The sequence below is a fragment of the Actinomadura sp. genome (assembly GCF_044508335.1).
In the GTDB taxonomy this organism is placed as follows: domain Bacteria; phylum Actinomycetota; class Actinomycetes; order Streptosporangiales; family Streptosporangiaceae; genus Spirillospora.
Window position 1 is genome coordinate 76,776 of record NZ_JBIQHY010000012.1, and the last position, 21,630, is coordinate 98,405.

Sequence of the window (21,630 nt, forward strand, 5' to 3'; positions counted from 1 at the left end):
CGTCAGCGGCGGTCGGGCCGGTAGGGCGCGAGCGAAGGCTCGTCCTCGTGGAGGTCGGCGGCGATGAGGTCGGCCAGGTGGGGGCCGAGGGTCATGCCGCTGTGGGTGACGGCGGTGTAGAGGCCCGGAGCGTGGCGTCCGATCAGCGGGCGGCCGTCGGCGGGCAGCGGCCGGACGCAGCGGCGCACCTCTTCGATGCGCGCGGTGAGGGCGGGGATGAGCGCGCGGGCGCGGGCGAGGAGTTCGGCGGCGCGGGCGTCCAGTTCCGAGGGCGGCGTGCCGAGGTCGGTCGCGGCGTCCAGGTCGCCGGCCTCCAGCATCAGCCCGCGACCCGGCGCGGGACGCACGTCGATGCCGGGGGAGTGGACGACGCCGTTGATCAGGCCGGGCGCCGGTCCGGTCGTTGCGGTGAGGCCGGGCGCGTCCGACCCCGGTGCCTCGGCGTCCACCAGGGGGAGGCCGAGGCCGGCGGTGGCGAGCAGGGCGGGGCTGCGCCGGCCCGCCGCGCAGATCGTGAGGTCGGCGCCGAGGTCCTCGCCGGTGCCCAGCCGGACGCCGGTGACGCGGTCGCCGCGCTGGGTGAGCCGGGTCGCGGGCGTTCCGGTGATCAGCCGCGCCCCGTTGCCGCGGGCCCGGCCGACCAGGGCGGCGACCGCGTCCGCGCCGTGCACGTACCCCTCGTCGGGGTAGTGGGCGATAACGGCTCCGGGGGCCGGGCGCACGGCCGGTTCGAGGTCCCGCAGGCGGGCCTCGGTGATCAGCGAGGCGGCGTAGCCGAGGTCGGAGAGCCGCTCGACCCGGTCGGTCAGCTCGGCCTTGGCCCGGTCGGCGACGGCCCAGGCGGTGTTGCCCGTGACGCGGAACCACCCGGGGTCGCCGAACCCGGCGGCCAGGCGGCGCCAGGTCCGCAGCGCCGCGACGCGAAACGCGTGGTAGGCGGGGTCGCCCGGGTCGTTGGCGTTGAGCCAGGCGAAGCTCGCACCGGACGTCCCGGCGCCGGGCCGGTCCTGTTCGACCAGTGTCACCCCGGCCGTACCGGAGTCGCGGGCGAGCCGGTCGGCCAGGGCGGCGCCGATGATCCCCGCGCCGATGATGACGATGCGCACGCCTCCAGAGTCGCAGGTTCCGGACGGGCGGTCACCCGCGCCAGCCGAGCATCTGCTTCGCCTCGTCGGTCATCATGTCCGGCTCCCAGACCGGATCCCACACGATCTGCGTCTCGACGTCGCGGACGCCGGGCGCGCCCCACAGCGCGGCGCGGATCGTGTCCTCGAAGTAGCCGCTGAGCGGGCAGGCGGGCGTGGTCATCGTCATCCGCACCTGCGCCACCCCGTCGGTCACGCCGACGTCGTAGACGAGGCCGAGATCGATGATGTTGACGCCGAGTTCCGGGTCGAGGACCTCCCGCAGCATCTCGCGGAGCAGCTGCGTGTCGGGGGTGTCGGCGAGCCATGCCGTCACCTGGCCGGCCTGGGCGGCCGGCTCGGCGTCGCCGTGCTTGCTCATGGCGCATGTCCTTTCCGTCGGGGACCCGCGCCGCGGCTTCCTCGGCGGCGCTTCGGTTCGGCCGGGGCGGCGGCCGCTCGGACCGGCCGCCCCCATTTTTTACAGATGGTGTTGTATAAAAACGAGGAGAGTCCGGACGAACGAGGGAGACGAGCATGGGGAGCGAGACGCTGTCCGCGGCGCTGGAGCGCGAGCACCGCGAGATCGACGAGGGGATCGAGACCTTCACCGCCGGCCTGGCGGAGGGCGCGCCCGACACCGCGCCGCTCAAGCGGGCGCTGGAGGCGCTGCGCCGCCACATCTACCTCGAAGAGGAGTTCCTGTTCCCGCCGCTGCGCGACGCGGGCCTGATGGCGCCGGTCTTCGTCATGCTGCGCGAGCACGGCGAGCTGTGGCGGGCGATGGACGGGCTGGAGGCCGAGCTCGCCGAGGGGGCGGCCGCCGACGCGGCCGGGCGCCGCTGCGAGGAGCTGCTCGCCATGCTGGACCGGCACAACTCCAAGGAGGAGCCGATCCTCTACCCGCAGGCCGACGCGGTGCTGTCGCCCGAGGCGGCCGAGCACCTGCACGGCTTCCTCGCCGCCGGCCGGACGCCCGACGGCTGGGTGTGCCAGGGCGCGCGGGCCTGACCGGCGGGGAGGGGCGGCCCGGCGACCGGGCCGCCCCGGCCGCGCTAGGCGGCGGCGGTGCGGCCGATGCGGACGCGCCACGTCTCCGGCCCCTGCTCCAGGTAGTCCCAGGTGAACTCCCCGTCGTGCTCGGCGGCGAACTGGTAGTAGAGCGGCTTCGGGTCGTGGTCGTTGATGAGCACGAAGCCCTCCCCGTCGCCCAGCGACTGCCACGTCTCGAAGATGAGCGTGTGGCGGCGCGCGGGGGCCTCGGAGCGGACGTCGAGCGGACGGTCCTCAGCGGTCATGCGGGTCTCCTTCGCAGGGTCGTTCCCGGGCAGGCGGGCCAGGTAGTGCAGGACGCCGTTGAGCCGCTCGGCCTCGCCCGGATGGTCGTGGCGGAGCACCGCCCACCCGTCCGCGGCGAGCCGGCTCGCGTCGACGGGGTGGCCCGCCCGGCCGAGCGCGCGGACCGCGCGCGAGAGCAGCCGGGTCAGCGCCGGCACCGGCTCCTGCGTCGTGCTCACCGAATCCGCCTCCCTGGATTTATCCAGCCTTGGTTTGTTTATACAAGAACAGTAGTGCAAAATAGGGGGCGCCGACAACGCCGCTGAGGAGACCTGCCGTGACCTACGTGATCGGTGAGCCGTGCATCGACGTGATGGACCGCGCCTGCGTCGACGAGTGCCCGGTCGACTGCATCTACGAGGGCGAGCGCTCGCTCTACATCCATCCGGACGAGTGCGTCGACTGCGGTGCCTGCGAACCGGTCTGCCCGGTGGAGGCGATCTACTACGAGGACGACCTGCCCGCGTCCCTGGAGCCCTACCGCGAGGACAACGCGAGGTTCTTCGCCGAGACGCTGCCCGGCCGCGACGAGCCGCTCGGCACTCCCGGCGGCGCCACCAAGCTCGGCGCCCTCGGCGTCGACACGCCCCTCGTGGCCTCCCACCCGCGCCCCGAGTAGCCGCCCGCCCGGTTCGCGCGCGCCTGCGGACGCGCGGCGGCGGGACGGCCGGGCGTCCGTGGACGACCGTGTTGAGACCCCGCGCGAGCATGAGCCGGGGCCGGCGCTCAGGCGCCGGCCCCGACCCCGTCGGACCGTCAGACGTTCTTCCGCATGGCCGCCACGCCCATCGCGGCCGCGCCGAAGACGACGGCGACCGCCCCCGTCACGACGTTGTTCCAGATGGTCGAGGTCGTGGACATGTCACCGGCCACCACCCAGGGGGCGATGATCGTCCAGATCCCGATGATCGGGGCCGTCCAGGTCAGCGTGTGGGTGCGGCCGTAGGCGGACGCGAAGCCCGCGGCGAGCAGGGCCAGCGCCACCCCCATGATCAGGTTGTTGATCGTGAGGTTGCTCAGGCCGCTGAACCCGACGATCCACGGGGACGCCGCCAGGTACAGGCCCGTGAGGGCGATCACACCGGTCACGCCCTGCGCGACGGGAGTCTCCGCCGCCGCCTCGTACCGGGCGCGCATCTCGACGATGTCGGGGTGCTGCTCGATGCTTCCCGCAGGATGAGTGGTCATGGGTTCTCCCCTTCCTCTCGTCGTCCCCACGGCTCTCGGCGATCCCGGCCGCGACCGCGGCCGTTATATCGCTTCACGATATTTATGACCGGGACGATGCGGCCCTAACGTCCTCTGTCAAGATTTTTCCCACCGGCCCCTTGACCGACTCCTCCGCATGCGCTAGTCCGACGTTCTTCCTGATGCGCGGGCGGGACCGGGCGTACCGGGATAGCATGTCGGCAAAGATCACTTATTCGGGTGACATGTAAACAGGGTGGGGTTCTGGTGGCGGAGAACGATCCTTGGCCGGGCGACCACGCGCCGTCCCTCGACCTGCGGACCGACGTCCCGCACTCGGCCCGCATGTACGACTACTACCTCGGCGGCAAGGACAACTTCGCCGCTGACCGCGAGGCCGCCGACAAGGTCCTGCAGATCTTCCCCGACGTCGCCGTCGGCGCGCAGGCCAACCGGCGGTTCCTCGGCCGCGCGGTCAGGCTGGCGGCCTCCATGGGCATCCGCCAGTTCCTCGACATCGGCACCGGCATCCCGGCCGCCGACAACACCCACGAGGTCGCCCAGGCCGTGGCCCCCGAGTCCCGCGTCGTCTACGTCGACAACGACCCGATCGTCCTGACGCACGCCCGCGCCCTGCTGGCCGGCACGCCCGAGGGCCGCACCGCCTACCTGGACGCCGACTACCGCGACCACGAGAAGATCCTCACCGCCTCCGAGACCCGCGCCCTGATCGACTTCACGCGGCCGGTGGCGCTGCTCACCGTCGCCCTCCTGCACTTCGTCCCGGACGAGGACGACCCGGGCGCGATCCTGGAGCACTACAAGGCCGCCATGCCGCCCGGCAGCCTGATGATCTTCTCCCACTCCACCACCGACCTCGCGCCGGACCCGGAGGAGGCCGCGAACGTCGTCCGCACCTACCGCGCGGCCGGCGTGAACCTGACGCCGCGCTCCGAGGAGCGCATCACCGGCTTCTTCGCCGGCTGGGACCTCCTCGACCCCGGCGTCGTCCCGGTCACCGAGTGGCGCCCCGACGGCGACCCCCGCGACGCCGCCCTCGACCGCTCCCAGGCCGGCGCCTTCGGCGGCGTCGCCGTCAAACCCGCCTGACCGGGTTCGGCATACCCGCCGGTTCCGCCCGGGAGGCCGCCGCGCAGCGGCGAGGATGTGCGCATGCACGAGGTGTCGAGGGTCCTCTACCGGGCGTGGACGGAGGCGACGGAGCGTGCGGACGCGCACCGCGCGCTCGCCGGCCTCCGCAGTCCCGGACGGGTCGAGCTGCGGTCGAGGTTCCTGCATCTGCTCGACGAGTCGGCCGTCCTGCCCGCGACGCTCGGCGAGCCGCTCGGCGAGGCGCGCTGGGAGGAGATCCTCCGGCTGGAGCACGAGGGCGACGTCGCCCTGGGCCGCGCCCCGAGCGAGGCCGCCGGGCCGTTCGCCCGGCTGGCCGGCCTGGAGTACTCCACCCGGCTGAGGGTCGTCACCGTCCACGCGTTGATCGGCTTGGGGGACGCCGCCCGGCAACTGGACGACGACAGGTGCCTCGACCTGTTCCGCGAGGGCATCGGCATCGCCCGCGCGGACGGCTACCGCCCCGGCCTGATGCGCGCCCTCGTCTCCTGCGGGTATGCGCTGATGGTCGAGGGGCCGCTGATGGAGGCCGAGTCGCATTTCGAGGAGGCGGCGCGGCTCGCGGAGGAGCTCGGCGACCGGCTCTACCAGGCCAACGCGCTGCTCGGCCTCGGCGAGACCAGGATGCGGCAGCGGGACCTGCCCGCCGCGCGGCGGCACATGTGGGCGGCCCGGCGCGCCTTCGCCCGGCTGGGGTCGCCCATCGGCCTCGGGAACGTCCACGAGCGGCTGGCCTCGGTGTTCAAGAGCGAGGGACGGCTGCGGGACGCGGCCGACATGCTGCGCGAGGCCGAGGTCGCCTTCGACGCGGCCCGAAACGTCATCGGACGGGTCAACGTGCTGGAGCAGCTCGGCGACGTCGCGGTGGCCGCCGCCCGGTACGGCGAGGCCCGGGAGGCGTACCGGCGGGCCGAGCGGGAGGCCGCGCGGCACGGCTACCGGCGCGGCCGGCTCAACGCCCTGGAGGGACTCGCCCGGGCGGCCAGGGAGGAGGGCGACTGGCCGGCCGCCGAGGGCCTCTACCGCGAGGTCCTCGGCGGGTACCGGGAGATGGAGGACGTCGTCGGCACCGTCCGGGCCTTCGACGGGCTCGCCCTGAGCCGCGGGGCCAACGCCGGCCCTGAGGAGGAGACGGCCGAACGCATCAGGTCGATCCAGGAGCTGGAGCGGCTGCGCGCCGGCAGCGACCGCCACGACGTCCAGGTGGAGTACCGGAAGCGGTTCACCGGGATGTACGGCGCGGCCCTGCGCTGCGCGGTCGACTCCGCCGACCTGGACGCCGCCGTCTACGTGCTGGAGAGCCTGGCGGGACGCCGGCTCGCCGGGATGGTGGAGCAGGACGCGCGGGTCCCGGACGACGGGCTCGCCGCCCACATGCTGGCCCGCGCCGACCAGCGGCTGCTGGGCAGGCTCCCCATGCCAGGCGGGACGTCCCGGCAGGAGCGGGTGAAGCGGCTGCTGGGCGCCACCGCCGTGCGCAGCACGCTTCCCGGCCGGGCCGCCGCCGAGGCCGACGACGCGGCCGCCGCCCTGTACCTGCCCGCCGACCCCGCCGAGGCGAGCGACCTGCTGGGCGCGGTGCCGCCCGGCTGCCACGTGCTCTTCTGCGGATACGGCCTGACCGGCACCCCGGAGCCGGAGCTGGCCTGGCTGTGGCGCGACCCGTCCGGCGCCACCGGCTGCGGCAGGGCTCCCGCGAGCGAGCATCTTCGATGGTTGATCGAGCGCGGCGGAGCACCGACCGTCGCCGAACGCCTCGGCCCGTCCGTGCGCGGGCCTTCCTGGGAGGACGTCCTCCCCCCGGGTCTGGCTGAGGCGCTCGACGGTCCCGGCCACGGCGACCTGGTCGTCCTGCCGATCGGTGCGATGTGGCGGCTGCCCTGGCCCGCTGTGCGGCTGCCGTCCGGACGCGTCCTGGCCGGACGGGCCAGGCTCAGGCTCTGCCCGTCGCTGACCGTGCACCGCGCCCTGGTCCGGCGGGCGGCCGAGCCCGTTCCGGACGGCGAGCGGATGGCCTGGCGGAACCCGGACCTGTCCGCCCACGAACTCGCGGCGGCGGCATCGTGGCAGGCGGCGTCCGGGCCGGGCGACGTGAGGACGGCGCTGCTGAAGGGCGGTCCCGGCCTGCTCGCCGTCGTCGCGCACGGCCGCCACAACGACGGCGCCGTCTACCTGGAGCTCGCCCCGGGCGAGGTGCTGCCGCTCGCCGACATGCTGACCGCGCGCCCGCCCCGCCGGCTCGCCCTGGTGTGCTGCTGGGGCGGCGCCCCGCCCGGCGAGATCCCCGCGGACCCCGTGTCGTTCGGCCTGGTGGCGCTGCTGCGCGGCAGCCACGAGGTGCTGTCCTGCCTGGACGAACTCGCCGACACCGATGAGGCGACCATGCTCGTGAACCGGATCCTGCACCAGTTCGGACGCCTTCCCCTGCCCGAAGCGGTGCGTCAAGCGTGCGAAGCCCTGTCCAAGCACCCTGTCCTGCGCGCCCAGGCCCTCTACCACTGGGCGCCGCTCGTCTGCCTGGGCGCCTACACCGCCTCCGAGGGGAGCACTGAATGACGACACCCGAATCCTGGCTCGAGACCGGCGGGTTCGACTACTCGTGGACTCTGAAGGCGTACGACCTGCTCGTCGAGGAGAAGATCAAGGCCGAAGTGAGGATCGTCGACAACGTCGAGGTCAGCGTCGTCAGCGGCCCGTGCCCCCGGTGCGGACACGAGTTCACGGACAGCCAAGTGCACACCGCCGTCACCGAACGCGGCACCCTCGGAGTCGACCCGGTCGAGTCCGAGGTCAGGGAGATCGACCTGTGGTGCGACTGCGGCCGTGAGCACCCGGGCCGGCCGGAGACCGGCAAGGGCTGCGGCATCGCCTACCGGGTCATCGCCACCGTCCAGATGCCATGACCGAGCCGCCGCGACCCGAGTCGCCACCACCGTCCCAGCCGCGACGACCCGAGCTGCCACGGCCCACCCGCGGCCCTGACCCGGCCGCGATGCGCGACGCCGACGACTTCGCGGCGCTGGCCGCCGAGTCGGTCCGGCAGGTCCGGGAGAGCGCCGAGCGCTGGCGCACCGGCATGGCCGCACTGGTCACCCTCGTCACGACCGCGCTCCTGCTGAAGGGACCGGAGAAGGCCGCCGAACTGCCGGTCCGCTGGCGCCTCACGTTGACGATCATGCTCGGTTTCGGCCTCGCGCTGGCCATCGCCGCACTGTGGCGTGCTCTGCAGGCCGCCGCCGGCGAGCCAGGTCTCGTCCGGGCGGCCGACATCCGTGCCCGCTACGTCACCATCGCCGCGTTCCGCGTGGCCCAGGCGCAGCGGGCCGCCGTCCAGCTCAAGCACGCCCGCCGGCTCCTCATCCCGGCCCTGAGCCTGCTGGCGGCCGGCATGCTCGCCTGGTGGTGGGCGCCTCCGGCCCCCGCCGAGGCGCTGATCAGCATCGAGTACCGGCCGCCCGGCGCGTCCGGCACCGTGACCGCCTGCGGCGAACTGGCCTCCGCCGATGCTCAGACCGCCGTCGTGAAGCAATCCGGAACGTCCCGCCCCACCAAGATCCCGTTCGCTCAGATCGAGAACATGCGCGTCCCCGCCACCTGCCCCTGAAGCCGGCGACCCCATGGGACCGCCCAAAGCGCACCGGGCCGCGCGGCGGGAAAGGGACGGGAGGACCACCCCCGCCGCGCGGCGGTCCGAAGGTCAGCGAGTGCGGGACGCCGGAGCCGGGTGGTCAGCGTGTGGCCAGTGCCTCGGCGACCTCTTCTGCCGCTGCGTAGGCGCCTCGGATCGCGTGTGCGCGGCTTAGCGGTTTGCGTTTGTCCCTCGCTTCGTAGGTCACCCGGACGAGCACGTCGCCGTCTCGGAAGACGACCTCGCCGGGGATGACCTCGGGGATCTGCACGGCGAACGCCTGATCGCCCAGGCCGGTCACGGCGCGGAAGTACTTCCTGTCGTGGACGCTGAGCGTCTCCTCCGCGCGGGCGTCGACGTGCCGCATCACGTACTCGCGGGTGGCGAGGCCGGCGCCGTCGATCAGGCCCGAGCCCGGCATGGCCGTCGCGGAGACCGCCAGTTCGCGGTCTTCGGACGTCCAGGAGCAGCCGCCGATCTTGGCGTCCTTGACGGTGCGGGCGCTGCCGGGCGAGTCGGAGGTGCCGGTGATGTCGTCGCCCCTCACCAGCATGTGCAGTGTCCGCTCGGATACGGCGGTGCACAGGTCGGGGAGCGTTCGGGGCGGGGCCGGTCGCGGCGCCGGGGCGATCGCTGGGTGCGCGGGCGTCCGCGCGCCCAGCGCGGCGGCGACCTCGGACGCGGTGGCGAACGCGCCGTCCCGCGCCGTTCCCTCCGGGAGTGCTCCGAAGAGCGAGCGGTACTGGACCGTGACGTTCGCGTTCCCCACCCGCATCACGACCGTCGCGCCAGTGGACGGGGAGACCTGCACGAACGCCTCGTCGCCCAGGCCCGCCACCGCCGTGCTGGACACGCTGGACCATTTCGGGCCCAGGGCCATCATGGCCGCCGCGACCGGCGCCCGCCCGGTCTGCGGCGCTCCCGGACGCAGCGGGGTGCCGGGGAACACGGCGAAACCGACCGACAGGTACCGCTCGGACCTGCGGTCGTCCTTCCGCGACGACCACGTGCAGGTGCCCTGGCCGCCGTCCTTCGCCGTCCGCGTGCCGGGCACCAGCCGGGCGAGGGTGGCGGCGGAGACGCCGCAGCGTTCCGGGTACGCGCTGACGATCGGCCCCTCCGGCACCCGGTCGGGGCCGGCCGGCGGGTCGGGCAGCCGGTCGAGCGGGCCGGGCGACGGGAGCGCCTTCACCAGGACGACGCTGAGCACGATGACGAAGACCGCGGCGAACAGGACGGCTCCGCCGGTCCCGTCCGGCGAAGCGGCGGGGCGCGGGCTCTGCGTCATGACCGCAGCGACCTCTCTACCGCGACGGCGACCGTGTAGGCGCTGTCGATCAGGCGGTTCCCGCTCAAGGGCGTCTCCTCATCGGCGCCCCGGTAGGACACCTCGACCAGCAGGTTGCGTTTCTGGAAGGCCACGAATCCCTCGTCGCCGCCCGACGAGCCGCGTGCGACCCGGGTGACCGCGAACGCCCGGTCGCCGGGGCCGGCCAGAGGCTTGAAGCCGGTGAACCGGTCCGACCCGGGAGTGTTGCCCGCCCGCAGGTTCTCGTAGGCGGCCAGGTACCGGCGCCCGGCCTGGAAGGCCCCGAGCCCCGGGAGGCGGTCGTCCTCCACGATGATCGCCACCGTGAGGGTGCGCGACTGGCCCTCGTCGGCGAACCGGGACGTGCGCGCCTTCCACGCGCAGGCGTCGGTGGACGTCCCCGGCAAGGTGAGGGCCGGGAACAGGGACGCGGTGGCCCGCTCCCGGTACGCGCCGCGCGCCACCTTGTCGACGGTGGCCGCCGGGACGGCGTCGCACGGCTTGGGTACGTGCCGCACCGGCGGCGTGACCGGATGCTTCACCCTGCTCACCACGGGCCGCGCCGCCGTGCCCAGGCTCTTCGCCGTCTCGGACGCCGCCGCGAAGGCGCCGTCCAGCGCGGTCTTCTTCGGGATCGTCCTGCGCTCGCCGCGTACGGCGTCCCAGCCCCGGTAGCGGACCGTCGCGACGGCGTTGCCGACGCGGAACTTGACGATCGCGCCCCCGGTATCGGTCTCCGCCGAGTAGCGGGCGGTGGCCTCCTCGCCCAGCCCCTCGACGATCTCGGGCGGGGCGGAGCCGCGCACGGGCGACGGCGGCTCGTCCATCTGCCGCATCGCCTCGCCGATCGGCGACTGCAGGCGGTTCCCGGCGAGGACGATGTCGACGTTGAGGACGCGCTCGTTGCGGAAGTCGCCGGTGCAGATGCCGCACTTGACCTTGCCGTCGTCCAGCGAGTACCACATGCAGCTCCCGGGGCCGCCCTCGCGGAAGAGGCCGCCCTTCTCGGCGTCGGGGTCGGAACCGGGCGCGAGCCTGGCGGCCGTGCGCTTCGACACCCCGCAGTCGGCGGGCATCTTCTTCACGATCCGGCCGGCCGGCACGGTGTCGGCGGTCGCGGGCGCGGCGGTGAGAGGCCCGTCGGAGATGCCCGCCGGCTCGGACCGCTGCGCGGCGACCGCGGCGACCGTGCCGCCCAGGACGAGCGCGAGCGCCGCGGCCATCGCGCCGACACGCCAGTTGCGGTCCGTCCGCAACCGGCGCACGAGACCGGATTCGTACTGGGAATCGGGCATGCGAACTCCAGGCCGGGGGCGAGTGCCGGTCCTTGGAGGCCCGATCGGGACAGGACGGTTCCCCGGGACCGGCGTCCGGTTTCGGCCATGCCCAATTCCCAGGCCGGTGCAAGGGTCGGCGGACCGCAATGGGGCGGAGCGTCCGGCCGGCTGAAATGAGAACGGCGACGGCCGAAGCGGGGCGACGGCGAACGACGGCATCCGCGCCGGATCACCCGGGGACGCGCGGCGGCGTCCCGCCGCCTCGCCGCCCGCTGACCCGCCCCGGGCCGAGCTCGTGGTGGCGGGCGCACACTTCTGACCAGAAGGCGGAGGTCGGCAAGCTCGCCCGCAAGCCGGGCGAGGCGCGAGTCAGAGCTTGAAGAGCTTGCTGAACGGAGCGGGGATCTTCACCTTCTGGGTCCCGAAGTCGACGAGGACGGACCGGCCCTCGTGGACTTCCAGGATGCGGCCGAGCCCGTACTTGTCGTGGGTGACCCGGTCGTCCGGCTCGAAGGTCTTGGCCGGCGGCGCGGCGGGCGGTGGCTTGAACGGGCTGGTGGGCAGGTGTCGCCGCCTGCCGGGTTCAGTGGACTTCACCTTTGCAGTATGCGCTCCCGCGGGTCGTCCGCGGACTGTGTTCAGCAGGTGATATGGAAAACGTCACAGTAAAATCCGGGTTCCGGCACCGGCCCGCGAACCGTGTGGTAGCGTCGAGGCAGTTGCGGTTCCCAAGACATGTGCATGCGCCTGCGGATCTACTTCGGCAGGCGCATTTTTTGTTGCTCTGGAATTTTCCGGATGGGCCATCGCGGCGCCCCGGCCGCGCACGGTGTGCGGCCGGGACCGATCAGAAGGAGACCGACCATGGCCACCGGTACCGTGAAGTGGTTCAACGCCGAAAAGGGCTTCGGCTTCATCGAGCAGGACGGCGGCGGCGCCGACGTCTTCGCCCACTACTCCAACATCGCCGCCCAGGGCTTCCGCGAGCTCCAGGAGGGCCAGAAGGTGTCGTTCGACATCACCCAGGGCCAGAAGGGCCTGCAGGCGGAGAACATCGTCCCCGCCTGAGCGCACGCCGCGCGGCGGGCGCCCTCCCGGGGCCGCCCGCCCCGCTCCGCCCCGGCGGCCGCGAGTGCCGCCGGTTCCACTCCGGTTCGTATTGAGAGCACCTCCTCGACGCGCACCGCTTTCGAGGAAGGTCTCTCCCATGCCCCGCACCGCCCAGCCCGGCCGACGAGAACGCCGCCGCCCCGCGAAGCGGCGCGACGCCGTTCCCCCGAGGGCGTCCACCGCGCCGGTCCCCGCTGTCGAGTCGTTCTCGGAGCTGCGCATGCCGGCGCCGCTCCTCGCGGAACTGGCCCGCCAAGGGGTGACGGCCCCGTTCCCCATCCAGGCCGCGAGCCTGCCGAACGCCCTCGCCGGACGGGACGTCCTCGGCCGCGGGCGCACCGGCTCCGGCAAGACGCTCGCCTTCGGCCTGGCGGTGCTCTCCCGCATGGCCGGCCACCGCGCGGCGCCGCGCGCCCCCCTCGCCCTGGTCCTCGTCCCCACCCGGGAACTCGCCCAGCAGGTCGAGAGCGCGCTGAGCCCCTACGCGGACGCCGTCGCGGTGCGGCTCGCCACCGTCGTCGGCGGCCTGCCGATCTCCCGCCAGGCGAACGCGCTGAAGAGCGGCGCGGACGTCGTGATCGCCACCCCCGGACGGCTCGCCGACCTGGTCGAGCGCGGCGACTGCCGGCTCGGCGAGGTGCGGATCACCGTGCTGGACGAGGCAGACCAGATGACCGACATGGGGTTCCTGCCGCAGGTCACCCGGCTGCTGGAGCGGACACCGCCCGGCGGCCAGCGGATGCTGTTCTCCGCGACGCTCGACCGCGACGTCGACCGGCTCGTCCGCCGCTTCCTCGGCGACCCGGTCACCCACTCGGTCGACCCGCCGGCCGGCGCGGTCGCGGCGATGGAGCACCACCTGCTGCACGTCGCCGAGGCCGACAAGCACGAGACGACCGCGCACATCGCGTCCCGCACCGGCCGGGTGATCATGTTCGTGGGCAAGAAGCACGCCGCGGACCGCCTGGTCAAGAAGCTGACGGCGCGCGGAGTGCGGGCCGCCGCCCTGCACGGCGGCAAGACGCAGTCGCAGCGCAACCGCGCACTGAACGGCTTCCACGGCGCGGACGTCACCGTGCTCGTCGCCACCAACGTCGCCGCCCGCGGCATCCACATCGACGACCTCGACCTCGTCGTGAACGTCGACCCGCCCGCCGACCACAAGGACTACCTCCACCGCGGCGGCCGCACCGCCCGCGCCGGACGCGCGGGGACGGTGGTCACGCTCGTCCTGCCCGAGCAGCGCCGCGAGATGGACGACCTGATGAGCAAGGCCGGCATCACCCCGCACACCATGCGGGTGCGTCCCGGCGACCCCGAACTGGCCCGCATCACCGGCGCCCGCGCCCCGTCCCGCGCGGCCGCCCCGGCGCCCGCCGCGCAGACCGCGAAGCCCCGGCCCGGTAAGCACCAGGCGGCGAAGGCGGGCAAGCCGCGGACGCCCCGCGACCGCGGGCCGCGCCGCCGCCAGTCCTCGCTGAACACCTGACGCCGCGGGCCGCGGCGCCCGCGGCCGGTCCACGCCGAAGCGGCCGGCCGGCGCGGCGGCGGCGGGACACGGCGGCGGGTTCCTGGCCTGCCGGAGCGCGGAGCGAACGCCGCGGTGGCGGAAAGCGGTCAGTTCGCCGGGTGGCTTTCCGCTGCCGGGATTTCGCGTGGTAAGCCCGTTGGTGACGCGGTGAGCGGTGATGACGGGGTGACGCGATGGGCGAGGCGGGGAAGGCGGGGGAGGTCGTCGGGCGCGTCCTGGGAACGCAGACCGCGACGCCGCTGACGTTCTGGGTGGGGCTGGAACCGGGCACGGTCGTCCAGCTGGACGAGGTGATCGCCGCGCGGCGGGAGGTGCCCGGACGCGGCGAGGTGCTCATCGCCGGCGTCGTGACGAACGTGGAGGCCCGGCACGAGGGCGCCGCCTACGACTCGGACGTCTTCCTGATCGTCCAGGGGGTGCTGCCGGCCGCCGTGGTCGAGTCCGCCGAGGTCACGGTCACGCGGGTCGAGCCCGAGGTGTACGTGCCGCCGCTGCCGGGGACGGAGGCCCGCCGGGCCGGAGAGGACGACCGCCGGCGGGCGCTGTACTTCGACGTCATGGAGCGGCGGGTCCCGGTCGGGCTGGGGCGGGACGGCGAGCCCGTCCACCTGAACATGGACTTCCTGGACGGGACGCGCGGCGCGCACGTGTCGATCTCCGGGATCTCCGGTGTGGCGACCAAGACGTCGTTCGCCACCTTCTTGTTGTATTCGGTGTTCAACTCCGGGGCGCTGGGCGCCGAGGCCCACAACACCAAGGCGCTGATCTTCTCCGTGAAGGGAGAGGACCTGCTCTTCCTCGACCACGCCAACAACCGGCTCGACGAGGACGCGCGCGCCGCGTACCGGAAGCTCGGGCTGACGCCGGGCCCGTTCCAGAGCGTGCACGTCTTCGCGCCGCCCAGGCCGGGCGACCCCAACGGGACGCCGCATGTGTCCGCGCGCACCCAGGACGTCAGCCCGTTCTACTGGACCCTTGCCGAGTTCTGCGAGGAGGAGCTGCTCCGCTACGTCTTCGCGGACGCCGAGGACGAGCGCGCCCAGTACACGATGCTCATCGGGCAGGTCGCGGCCAGGCTGAAGCACGCGGCCGGGGCGGTGGGGGACGGCGGTGCGGTGCGGCTCGGCGACGGGCCGGTCTGCCGCACCTACGAGGACCTCGTCGGCGTCATCGAGGACGCGCTGACCGACGAGGACGCGCGCCGCGAATGGGGCGCCCAGCTGATGGGGCTCGGCACCGTCAACGCGTTCCTGCGCAGGCTCCGATCGTCCGTGCGGGCCCTGTCGCCCCTGCTGCGCGGCGACCTCCCGGCCCGCGCCGACCGGACGATCAGCACGTCCCGCACCCAGGTCACGGTCGTCGACCTGCACAACCTTCCCGAGCGGGCGCAGCGGTTCGTCGTCGGCGTCGTGCTGCGCGGCGAGTTCGCGGACAAGGAGCGCACCGGCAGCGCCCGCCCGCTGCTGTTCGTGGTCCTGGACGAGCTGAACAAGTACGCGCCGCGCGAGGGCGGCTCCCCGATCAAGGAGATCCTCCTGGACGTCGCCGAGCGCGGCCGGTCGCTCGGCGTGATCCTCATCGGCGCCCAGCAGACGGCGTCGGAGGTGGAGCGCCGCATCGTCGCCAACTGCGCGGTCCGGGTGGCGGGGCGGCTGGACGCGGCGGAGGCGGGGCGCGGCGAGTACGGATGGCTGCCGCCGGCGGCGCGGGCGCGGGCCACGATCGCCAGGCCCGGGACGATGTTCGTCGGCCAGCCCGAGATCCCGGTGCCGCTCGCCGTCGAGTTCCCGTTCCCGGCCTGGGCGACCCGCCCGGCGGAGGCGAGCCACCGGGCGCGGCCGCCCGCCGCGGACGGGCGGGCCGCCGACCCGTTCGCGGGCCTGGGCGCCGCGGACGATGACGACGAAGTGCCGCCCTTCTGATCCGCTCGGAGGTGGACGTGAAGATCCTGCATACCGCCGACTGGCACGTCGGCAAGGTGCTCCGGGGCCGGTCCCGGGCCGACGAGCACGCGAAGGTGCTGGACGAGCTGGTCGGCGTCGCCCGGGCGGAGGACGTCGACGCGGTCATCGTCGCCGGCGACGTCTTCGACTCCGCCGTCCCGACGCCGCCCGCGCAGGCGCTGGTGATGAAGACGCTGCTGGCGCTGCGCGAAGGGGGCCGGGAGGTGGTCGTCCTCGCCGGCAACCACGACGACGCGCGCCTGCTCGACGCCGTGTACCGGCCGGTGCTGGGCCGGCTCGGCATCCGGGTCGTGGGGCGGTTCCGCCCGCCGGGGGACGGCGGGGTCCTGACGTGGACGAGCAGGGCCGGCGAACCCGTCAGGCTCGCGGCGATGCCGTTCCTGTCGCAGCGGTACGTCGTCCGGGCGCTGGAGGCGCTCACCGGCGCCCCCGACCAGCACAACCGCGACTACGCCCACCGGTTCGCGCAGCTCGCCGACGCGCTCACCGCCGGGTTCCGCTCCGACACCGTCAACCTGATCGCCGCGCACGGCACGCTGCCGGGCGGCCGGCTCGGCGGCGGCGAACGCGAAGCGCAGACGATCTTCTCGTACTACTTCGAGTCCTCGGCGTTCCCGGCGTCCGCGCACTACGCCGCCCTCGGCCACCTGCACCGGCGGCAGCGGATGCCCGGCCCGTGCCCGATCTGGTACAGCGGGTCGCCGATCGCCGTGGACTTCGGGGAGGAGCAGAACACGCCGGGCGCGCTGGTGGTGGAGGTGAGCCCGGGCCGCCCCGCCGACGTGCGGGAGGTGACGCTGCGGGGCGCCCGCGTCCTGCGCACGGTCAGCGGCACCCTCCCGGAGCTGGAGGCGATGGCCGGCGAACTCGGGGACGCGTGGCTGCGCGTCGTGGTCCGCGAGAAGCCGCGCGCCGGGCTCGCCGACGACGTCCGGGACGTCCTGCCGAACGCGCTCACCGTCGACATCGACGAGGCGTTCCGGCCCACGGCCGCGCGCCGCCGCGCGGCCGCCGCCGCCGGGGCGGAGCCGCCCACGCCGAGGCGGCTCTTCCGGACCTACCTCGCGGAGACCGGGCACGAGGACGAGCGGGTCGTGGCCCTGTTCGACCGCCTCTACGACGAGATCGACGAGCAGGGGGACTGATGCGTCCGCTGTGCGTGCACATGGAGAACTTCTGCAGCTACCGCGCGCCGACGACGGTGCGGCTCGCCGACGTCGACTACTTCGTCCTCGTCGGCCCCACCGGGTCCGGCAAGAGCACCGTCATCGACGCGGTCTGCTTCGCCCTGTACGGGTCGGTGCCGCGCTGGGCCAAGGAGAACGTGATCAAGCTGGCGCTGGCGCCGTCCGCCAACGCGGGCAAGGTCGCGCTCGTGTTCGAGACGGCGGGCCGCCGCTACGGCGTCGTCCGCTCGCTGGCCCGCAGCGCGCGCGGCGCGGTGACCACGCGGGAGGCGCGGCTGGACGAGCTGGACCCGGCCGCCGATCCCGCCCTCGGCGTCGAGGAGCTGCTCGCCGCGCAGGTCCGCAGCATCGCCGCCGGGGAGCGGGTGACGGAGGCGGTCGAGCGCATCACCGGCCTGGAGTACCGGTTCTTCACCCAGTGCGTCGTCCTCCCGCAGGGCCGCTTCGCCGACTTCCTGCAGGCCGAGCCGAGGAAGCGGCAGGACCTCCTGGTCCAGCTCCTGGACGCCGGGAAGTTCGAACTGGTCAAGCAGCGGGCGGGCGAGGAGGAGAAGGCGGCCGAGGCCCGCGCCGCCGCCGCCGAGGCCCAGCTCGGCAAGCTCACGGAGGCCGACGAGGCCGCCGAGACCGAGGCCGCGCGGCACCTCGACCGGCTCGGCGCCCTGACCGAGCGGGTGCGCTCGGCCCTCGACGACCTCCAGCGGACCGACGCCGAGGTGCGGGAGCGGGAGGCGGAAGCGGACGAGGGCGAGCGCGCGCTGGCCGCGCTGGCCGCGCTCGCCATGCCGGAGGACGTCCCGACGCTCGCGGACGACCTGCGGGCCGCGAGCGACGAGGCCGAGCGGCTCGCGCGGGAGGCCGCCCGGTGCGAGGAACGCGAGTCGGCCGCCCACGACCGGCTCGCCCGCCTCGGCGACAAGACCGTCCTGGACCTGGCGGGCCGCGCGCACCGCGACCACGCGCGGATCAGCGCCGAGATCGAGGACGTCCAGGGCGAGATCGCGGAGGCGCGCGGCGTGCTGGCCGAGGCCGAAGCGGACGCCGAGGCCGCCCGCGCGAGCCTGCGGCAGGCCGAGGACGAGCGGCAGCGCGTCCGCGACGAGCACGCCGCCGCCGGCCTCGCCGCCCGGCTGGTGGTCGGCGAACCCTGCCCGGTCTGCCTGACCGAGGTCGCCCGGCTGCCCGAACGCCACGTCCCGTCGCGGATGAGCGAGGCGGACCGCGCCGTCGACGACCGCCGCGCCGAGTTCGAGGCCGCGCAGCGGGCCGCGCACGCCGCGGGCCAGGCGCTGTCGGGGCTGGAGGCGCGGCTGGACACCCTCCGGCAGAACCTCGACGAGCAGGCCGAGCGCATCCGCGCCCACCCCGACCCCGAGGACGTCGAGCGGCGCCTCGCCGACATCCGCGCGGCCGAGCAGGACATCGTGCACGCCCGGCGGGAGGTGGCCGCCGCCCGCGCCGACGCGGCGAAGGCCGCCGGACGGCGCGACGAGCTGTCCGGCGACGCGGCCCGGGGGCTCGCCCGGCTGGACGAGGCCCGGGACACCGTGGTCGCGCTCGGCGCGCCGCCGCTCGACCGCGCCGACCTGCACGCCGCGTGGACGGCCCTGCTCGCCTGGCGCGACCGCGAGGCGGCCGCGCGCCGTGAGGCGGCCGAAGCCCTGCGCCGCGATCTGGAGGGCCTCCGCGACCGCCGGGCACGGGCGCGCCAGGCGATCGCCGCTGAGCTGGCCGAGCACGGCATCGCCGCGTCCGGCGCGCCGGACTCCCTCTGGGAGGCCGTGCTGAACGCCCGCAACCAGGCCGAGCACCGGCTGGAGCGCATCCGCCGCGACCGCCGGATGGCCGCCGAGCTCGTCCGGGACGCCCGCCGCCACCGCGCGGAGGCCGCGGTCGCGCACGAGCTGACCGTGCGGCTGCGCGCCGACAACTTCGAGAACTGGCTGTGCGGCGAGGCCCTGGAACTGCTGGTCATGGGCGCGTCCGAGACGCTGCGCGAACTGTCGGACGGCCAGTTCGAGCTCGCCCTGGACGGCCGGAACTCCATCGAGGTGATCGACTACGCGGAGGCGGGGCTGCGCCGCAGCGTGCGGACGCTGTCCGGCGGCGAGACGTTCCAGGCGTCGCTCGCCCTCGCGCTGGCGCTGTCGGACCAGGTGGCCCGGTTCGGCGGGGGCGCCGCGGCGCGCAGCCTCGACTCGATCTTCCTGGACGAGGGGTTCGGCACGCTCGATCCCGTGACGCTCGACACCGTCGCCGCGACGCTGGAGCGGCTCGCCTCCGGCGGCGACCGCATGGTCGGCATCGTCACCCACGTCCCGGCGCTGGCCGAGCGGGTCCCGGTGCGGTTCGACGTGCGCCGCGACGCCACCGGCTCGCACCTGGAGAGGAGGACGGCGTGACCACGGCGCCCCCGTCGGCGACGACGATCACCATCGACCCCTGGGACCCCGCGTACGCGACGTCGGTCACCGCCGATGCGCTCGCCGAGCTGGACGCCACGTCCGTCCAGCTCGACCTGGACGTGGAGATGCCGTCCGGCCGGTGGCGCCCGATCACCCCCGCCCCGCGGGAGGCCCCGCCCGGCGGGCTGATCGTCGCCGACGGGGTCCGGCGGATCGAGGCGAGGGTGTGGGTCGGCGACCCGTCCGGCGGGATGCCGGCCGCGGGCATCGCCGCGTCCTGCGCGGCGGGCGTGGTGCGGCGCGTCCCCGGGGGGCGCGCGGAACTCGCGGACGTGGCGGTGCGGCGGTCGCTGTTCACCCCGTCCCCGCACGCCCGCGACCTCGAAACCGGCGCGGGCGCCTACACGGCGGTGCGGGCCGGCGGCGGCACCGCCGAGCAGCTGTCGCTCGCGCTCCAGCGGACCCTCAGCGACCTGGAAGTGAGCCTCGCGACCCGGTACCGGTCGGCCTCCGCGGAGGAGGACCTGCTGATCGTGGACGGGCCGCTGCGCGGCCGCGCCCACCTGCCGCGCACGATCGGGTACGTCAAGACCCACCACGCCGCCTACCTGTCCGGGCCGGAGGCGGCCGTGCTCGCGGCGCTGCGGCCCGGCCAGCGCACCCCGGTCTTCCTCATGACGACGAGCTGGGCGCGCCATTCCTGGTACCTGCGGCTGCCGGCGCCCTCGGGGGCGCCCTGGGCGGGCATCGCCCGCTGCGAGGCCGCCGCCGACCTCTCCCGCACCGAGGTCGCCGACCTCGCCGACGAGTGCACGGCGCTCATCCCGCACCTGGCCGGCGTCGGCTACAAGGATCCGCGCGCACCGCAGAACCTCGTCCCCATCGGCGCGCTGGAGAAGCTGCTCCGCCATCGCCTCGGCGACCCCGGGCTCCTCTACCGCGCGCTCCGCACCGCGACGCGTTGAGGGGAGCGTCCCGCCGGACCACGCGGCCCAGTAGGGTCGGCCGGTGACCTCCCCATTGCGGACCGACCGCCTGCTCATGCGCCGCTGGACCGGGACCGACCGCGAGCCGTTCGCCGCGCTGAACGCCGACCCGCAGGTCATGGAGCACTTCCCGGCGCCGCTCAGCCGGGCCGAGAGCGACGCCCTGATCGACCGCATCGAGGCGCGCTTCGACGAAAGCGGGTTCGGCTTGTGGGCGCTGGAGGTCGCCGCCACGGGCGAGTTCATCGGCTTCGCCGGGCTGTCGGTGGCGCGGTTCCAGGCCCACTTCACGCCCGCGGTCGAGATCGGCTGGCGCCTCGCCCGGTCCGCCTGGGGCCACGGCTACGCCACCGAGGCCGCCCTCCGCGCGCTGGGCTACGCCTTCGACGACGCCCATATCGACGAGGTGGTCTCCTTCACCAGCGTCCTGAACGTGCGGTCCCAGGCCGTCATGCGGCGCATCGGCATGTCCCGCGACCCGTCCGGCGATTTCGAGCACCCGCTCGTGCCCGAAGGCCATCGCCTGCGGCGCCACGTCCTGTACCGCATTACCGCCGTACGCTGGAAGGACGTTCGTCCCTAGTGGCTCCGACCCCCATACCGAAGGGTGGAGATAAGACCGAACGAGGGGGACGCATGGTGCAAGCGAAGAATCTGCAGGACGTCGACGTGGCCTTCGAGGTCAGGGGCGACGTCCCGGACCGGTTCGTCGAGGCGGCCCGCGAGAAGGTCGCCGCGTCGTTCAGGCAGGCGCCCGGCCCGGTTCTGTTCGCCCGTGTCAAGCTGTCCACCGCTCCCGACCCGGCGGTGGAGCGCCCCGCGATGGCGCAGGCCAACGTCGACGTGAACGGCCGCCTGGTGCGGGTGGAGGCCGCGGCGGAGACGATGCAGGAGGCCGTCGACCTCCTGCCCGACCTGCTGCGCGCCAGGTTCGAGCGCATCGCCGGCCGGCGCGAGGCGTCCCGTGCCCCGAAGGCCGGGCGGAACGCGCACCGGCCCGTCCGCTACGTCCTCCCGCCGCACGAGCGGGAGATCGTGCGGCGCAAGACGTTCGCGCCCGAAACGCAGACCCCGGACGAGGCCGCGTTCGACATGGACGTCATGGACTACGACTTCTGGCTGTTCACCGACGCCGAGACCGGCCGGGACGCCGTGCTCTACCGCGACGACGGCGGCTACCGGCTCGCCCTGACGGACCCGGACGCCGACCTCCGCGGCCCGGTGGCGATCCCGCTGACCGTCAGCCCGCACCCGGCCCCGCGCATCTCCGAGAAGGAGGCGATCGAGCGCCTGGAGGCGCTCGGCCTGCCGTTCCTGTTCTTCGTGGACGGCGCCACCGGCCGCGGCAAGGTCCTGTACCACCGCTACGACGGCCACTACGGCCTCCTCGAATCCACGCCGTGACCGCCGCGGAGGGCCGCCCCGCCGGTTCGGCGGGGCGGCCTTCTCATG

21 protein-coding genes are annotated in these 21,630 nt (G+C 74.4%); 14 read left to right on the forward strand and 7 right to left on the reverse strand.

From position 1 onward, the window contains the following. Nucleotides 1-2 precede the first annotated feature (2 nt). Nucleotides 3-1,106 (reverse strand): NAD(P)/FAD-dependent oxidoreductase, encoded by a 1,104-nt coding sequence (locus ACIWVC_RS07310; protein WP_396446477.1) that lies wholly within the window; start codon nucleotides 1,104-1,106, stop codon nucleotides 3-5. 31 nt (nucleotides 1,107-1,137) lie between these two features. Continuing rightward, the gene (locus ACIWVC_RS07315) at nucleotides 1,138-1,506 is read right to left on the reverse strand and encodes a metal-sulfur cluster assembly factor (protein WP_396446476.1); all 369 of its coding nucleotides are present in this window, start codon (nucleotides 1,504-1,506) and stop codon (nucleotides 1,138-1,140) included. Nucleotides 1,507-1,661: 155 nt separating this feature from the next. On the opposite strand from ACIWVC_RS07315, the gene ACIWVC_RS07320 reads away from it, so the two are divergent. Beyond that, complete coding sequence (locus tag ACIWVC_RS07320) at nucleotides 1,662-2,135, forward strand: hemerythrin domain-containing protein (RefSeq protein WP_396446474.1); 474 nt, start codon at nucleotides 1,662-1,664, stop codon at nucleotides 2,133-2,135. A gap of 44 nt (nucleotides 2,136-2,179) precedes the next feature. On the opposite strand, the gene ACIWVC_RS07325 is transcribed toward ACIWVC_RS07320, so the two are convergent. Beyond that, nucleotides 2,180-2,641, reverse strand: a complete 462-nt coding sequence (locus ACIWVC_RS07325; protein ID WP_396446473.1) for a DUF2249 domain-containing protein — start codon at nucleotides 2,639-2,641, stop codon at nucleotides 2,180-2,182. A gap of 98 nt (nucleotides 2,642-2,739) precedes the next feature. Between ACIWVC_RS07325 and fdxA the strand changes: the two genes are divergently transcribed. Continuing rightward, nucleotides 2,740-3,081, forward strand: coding sequence for a ferredoxin (gene fdxA / locus ACIWVC_RS07330; RefSeq protein WP_396446472.1), 342 nt, complete (start codon nucleotides 2,740-2,742; stop codon nucleotides 3,079-3,081). 137 nt (nucleotides 3,082-3,218) lie between these two features. On the opposite strand, the gene ACIWVC_RS07335 is transcribed toward fdxA, so the two are convergent. Then, nucleotides 3,219-3,650 carry an SPW repeat protein gene (locus tag ACIWVC_RS07335; RefSeq protein ID WP_396446471.1) on the reverse strand — a complete coding sequence of 144 codons (432 nt, stop codon included), beginning with the start codon at nucleotides 3,648-3,650 and terminating at the stop codon, nucleotides 3,219-3,221. Nucleotides 3,651-3,917: 267 nt separating this feature from the next. Here ACIWVC_RS07335 and ACIWVC_RS07340 point away from each other — a divergent pair, with 267 nt between their 5' ends. The 4 genes from ACIWVC_RS07340 to ACIWVC_RS07355 all read left to right on the forward strand — a co-directional run bounded on the left by ACIWVC_RS07340 (nucleotide 3,918) and on the right by ACIWVC_RS07355 (nucleotide 8,385). Beyond that, nucleotides 3,918-4,760: an SAM-dependent methyltransferase gene (locus ACIWVC_RS07340; protein ID WP_396446470.1), complete on the forward strand. Its 843-nt coding sequence runs from the start codon at nucleotides 3,918-3,920 to the stop codon at nucleotides 4,758-4,760. Nucleotides 4,761-4,823: 63 nt separating this feature from the next. Next, on the forward strand, nucleotides 4,824-7,337 hold the full coding sequence (locus tag ACIWVC_RS07345) for a tetratricopeptide repeat protein (RefSeq protein ID WP_396446469.1): 2,514 nt from the start codon (nucleotides 4,824-4,826) through the stop codon (nucleotides 7,335-7,337). After that, nucleotides 7,334-7,684: a hypothetical protein gene (locus ACIWVC_RS07350; RefSeq protein WP_396446468.1), complete on the forward strand. Its 351-nt coding sequence runs from the start codon at nucleotides 7,334-7,336 to the stop codon at nucleotides 7,682-7,684. Before ACIWVC_RS07345 ends, ACIWVC_RS07350 begins: the two co-directional genes overlap by 4 nt. Before the next feature lie 89 nt (nucleotides 7,685-7,773). Continuing rightward, nucleotides 7,774-8,385, forward strand: coding sequence for a hypothetical protein (locus tag ACIWVC_RS07355; RefSeq protein WP_396446467.1), 612 nt, complete (start codon nucleotides 7,774-7,776; stop codon nucleotides 8,383-8,385). Nucleotides 8,386-8,509: 124 nt separating this feature from the next. On the opposite strand, the gene ACIWVC_RS07360 is transcribed toward ACIWVC_RS07355, so the two are convergent. The 3 genes from ACIWVC_RS07360 to ACIWVC_RS07370 form a co-directional block, all read right to left on the reverse strand. Continuing rightward, nucleotides 8,510-9,697, reverse strand: coding sequence for a hypothetical protein (locus ACIWVC_RS07360; RefSeq protein ID WP_396446542.1), 1,188 nt, complete (start codon nucleotides 9,695-9,697; stop codon nucleotides 8,510-8,512). Next, nucleotides 9,694-11,013, reverse strand: coding sequence for a hypothetical protein (locus ACIWVC_RS07365; protein WP_396446466.1), 1,320 nt, complete (start codon nucleotides 11,011-11,013; stop codon nucleotides 9,694-9,696). The genes ACIWVC_RS07360 and ACIWVC_RS07365 overlap by 4 nt, the downstream gene beginning before the upstream one ends. A 351-nt stretch (nucleotides 11,014-11,364) precedes the next feature. Continuing rightward, the gene (locus tag ACIWVC_RS07370) at nucleotides 11,365-11,592 is read right to left on the reverse strand and encodes a hypothetical protein (protein WP_396446465.1); all 228 of its coding nucleotides are present in this window, start codon (nucleotides 11,590-11,592) and stop codon (nucleotides 11,365-11,367) included. Between the two features lie 267 nt (nucleotides 11,593-11,859). On the opposite strand from ACIWVC_RS07370, the gene ACIWVC_RS07375 reads away from it, so the two are divergent. From ACIWVC_RS07375 to ACIWVC_RS07410, 8 genes are all read left to right on the forward strand, one after another. Then, nucleotides 11,860-12,063, forward strand: coding sequence for a cold-shock protein (locus ACIWVC_RS07375; protein ID WP_024936225.1), 204 nt, complete (start codon nucleotides 11,860-11,862; stop codon nucleotides 12,061-12,063). 139 nt (nucleotides 12,064-12,202) lie between these two features. After that, complete coding sequence (locus tag ACIWVC_RS07380; protein WP_396453939.1) at nucleotides 12,203-13,594, forward strand: DEAD/DEAH box helicase; 1,392 nt, start codon at nucleotides 12,203-12,205, stop codon at nucleotides 13,592-13,594. Between the two features lie 215 nt (nucleotides 13,595-13,809). Then, on the forward strand, nucleotides 13,810-15,558 hold the full coding sequence (locus tag ACIWVC_RS07385) for an ATP-binding protein (RefSeq protein ID WP_396453940.1): 1,749 nt from the start codon (nucleotides 13,810-13,812) through the stop codon (nucleotides 15,556-15,558). Between the two features lie 17 nt (nucleotides 15,559-15,575). Beyond that, entirely contained in the window at nucleotides 15,576-16,745 is a 1,170-nt protein-coding gene (locus ACIWVC_RS07390; RefSeq protein WP_396446462.1) for an exonuclease SbcCD subunit D, read from the forward strand. Next, nucleotides 16,745-19,189, forward strand: coding sequence for an AAA family ATPase (locus tag ACIWVC_RS07395; RefSeq protein WP_396446461.1), 2,445 nt, complete (start codon nucleotides 16,745-16,747; stop codon nucleotides 19,187-19,189). The genes ACIWVC_RS07390 and ACIWVC_RS07395 overlap by 1 nt, the downstream gene beginning before the upstream one ends. After that, on the forward strand, nucleotides 19,186-20,157 hold the full coding sequence (locus ACIWVC_RS07400) for a hypothetical protein (protein ID WP_396446460.1): 972 nt from the start codon (nucleotides 19,186-19,188) through the stop codon (nucleotides 20,155-20,157). Before ACIWVC_RS07395 ends, ACIWVC_RS07400 begins: the two co-directional genes overlap by 4 nt. Nucleotides 20,158-20,200: 43 nt before the next feature. Beyond that, nucleotides 20,201-20,761: a GNAT family N-acetyltransferase gene (locus tag ACIWVC_RS07405; protein ID WP_396446459.1), complete on the forward strand. Its 561-nt coding sequence runs from the start codon at nucleotides 20,201-20,203 to the stop codon at nucleotides 20,759-20,761. A gap of 53 nt (nucleotides 20,762-20,814) precedes the next feature. After that, the gene (locus tag ACIWVC_RS07410; protein WP_396446458.1) at nucleotides 20,815-21,582 is read left to right on the forward strand and encodes an HPF/RaiA family ribosome-associated protein; all 768 of its coding nucleotides are present in this window, start codon (nucleotides 20,815-20,817) and stop codon (nucleotides 21,580-21,582) included. Nucleotides 21,583-21,630 lie beyond the last annotated feature (48 nt).

Coding starts and splice junctions, on each gene's coding strand:
- ACIWVC_RS07315 (WP_396446476.1), bottom strand. CDS start 1,506: ATGAGCAAGCACGGCGACGCCGAGCCGGCCGCCCAGGCCGGCCAGGTG.
- ACIWVC_RS07320 (WP_396446474.1), top strand. CDS start 1,662: ATGGGGAGCGAGACGCTGTCCGCGGCGCTGGAGCGCGAGCACCGCGAG.
- ACIWVC_RS07335 (WP_396446471.1), bottom strand. CDS start 3,650: ATGACCACTCATCCTGCGGGAAGCATCGAGCAGCACCCCGACATCGTC.
- ACIWVC_RS07345 (WP_396446469.1), top strand. CDS start 4,824: ATGCACGAGGTGTCGAGGGTCCTCTACCGGGCGTGGACGGAGGCGACG.
- ACIWVC_RS07350 (WP_396446468.1), top strand. CDS start 7,334: ATGACGACACCCGAATCCTGGCTCGAGACCGGCGGGTTCGACTACTCG.
- ACIWVC_RS07355 (WP_396446467.1), top strand. CDS start 7,774: ATGCGCGACGCCGACGACTTCGCGGCGCTGGCCGCCGAGTCGGTCCGG.
- ACIWVC_RS07360 (WP_396446542.1), bottom strand. CDS start 9,697: ATGACGCAGAGCCCGCGCCCCGCCGCTTCGCCGGACGGGACCGGCGGA.
- ACIWVC_RS07365 (WP_396446466.1), bottom strand. CDS start 11,013: ATGCCCGATTCCCAGTACGAATCCGGTCTCGTGCGCCGGTTGCGGACG.
- ACIWVC_RS07375 (WP_024936225.1), top strand. CDS start 11,860: ATGGCCACCGGTACCGTGAAGTGGTTCAACGCCGAAAAGGGCTTCGGC.
- ACIWVC_RS07380 (WP_396453939.1), top strand. CDS start 12,203: ATGCCCCGCACCGCCCAGCCCGGCCGACGAGAACGCCGCCGCCCCGCG.
- ACIWVC_RS07385 (WP_396453940.1), top strand. CDS start 13,810: ATGGGCGAGGCGGGGAAGGCGGGGGAGGTCGTCGGGCGCGTCCTGGGA.
- ACIWVC_RS07395 (WP_396446461.1), top strand. CDS start 16,745: ATGCGTCCGCTGTGCGTGCACATGGAGAACTTCTGCAGCTACCGCGCG.
- ACIWVC_RS07410 (WP_396446458.1), top strand. CDS start 20,815: ATGGTGCAAGCGAAGAATCTGCAGGACGTCGACGTGGCCTTCGAGGTC.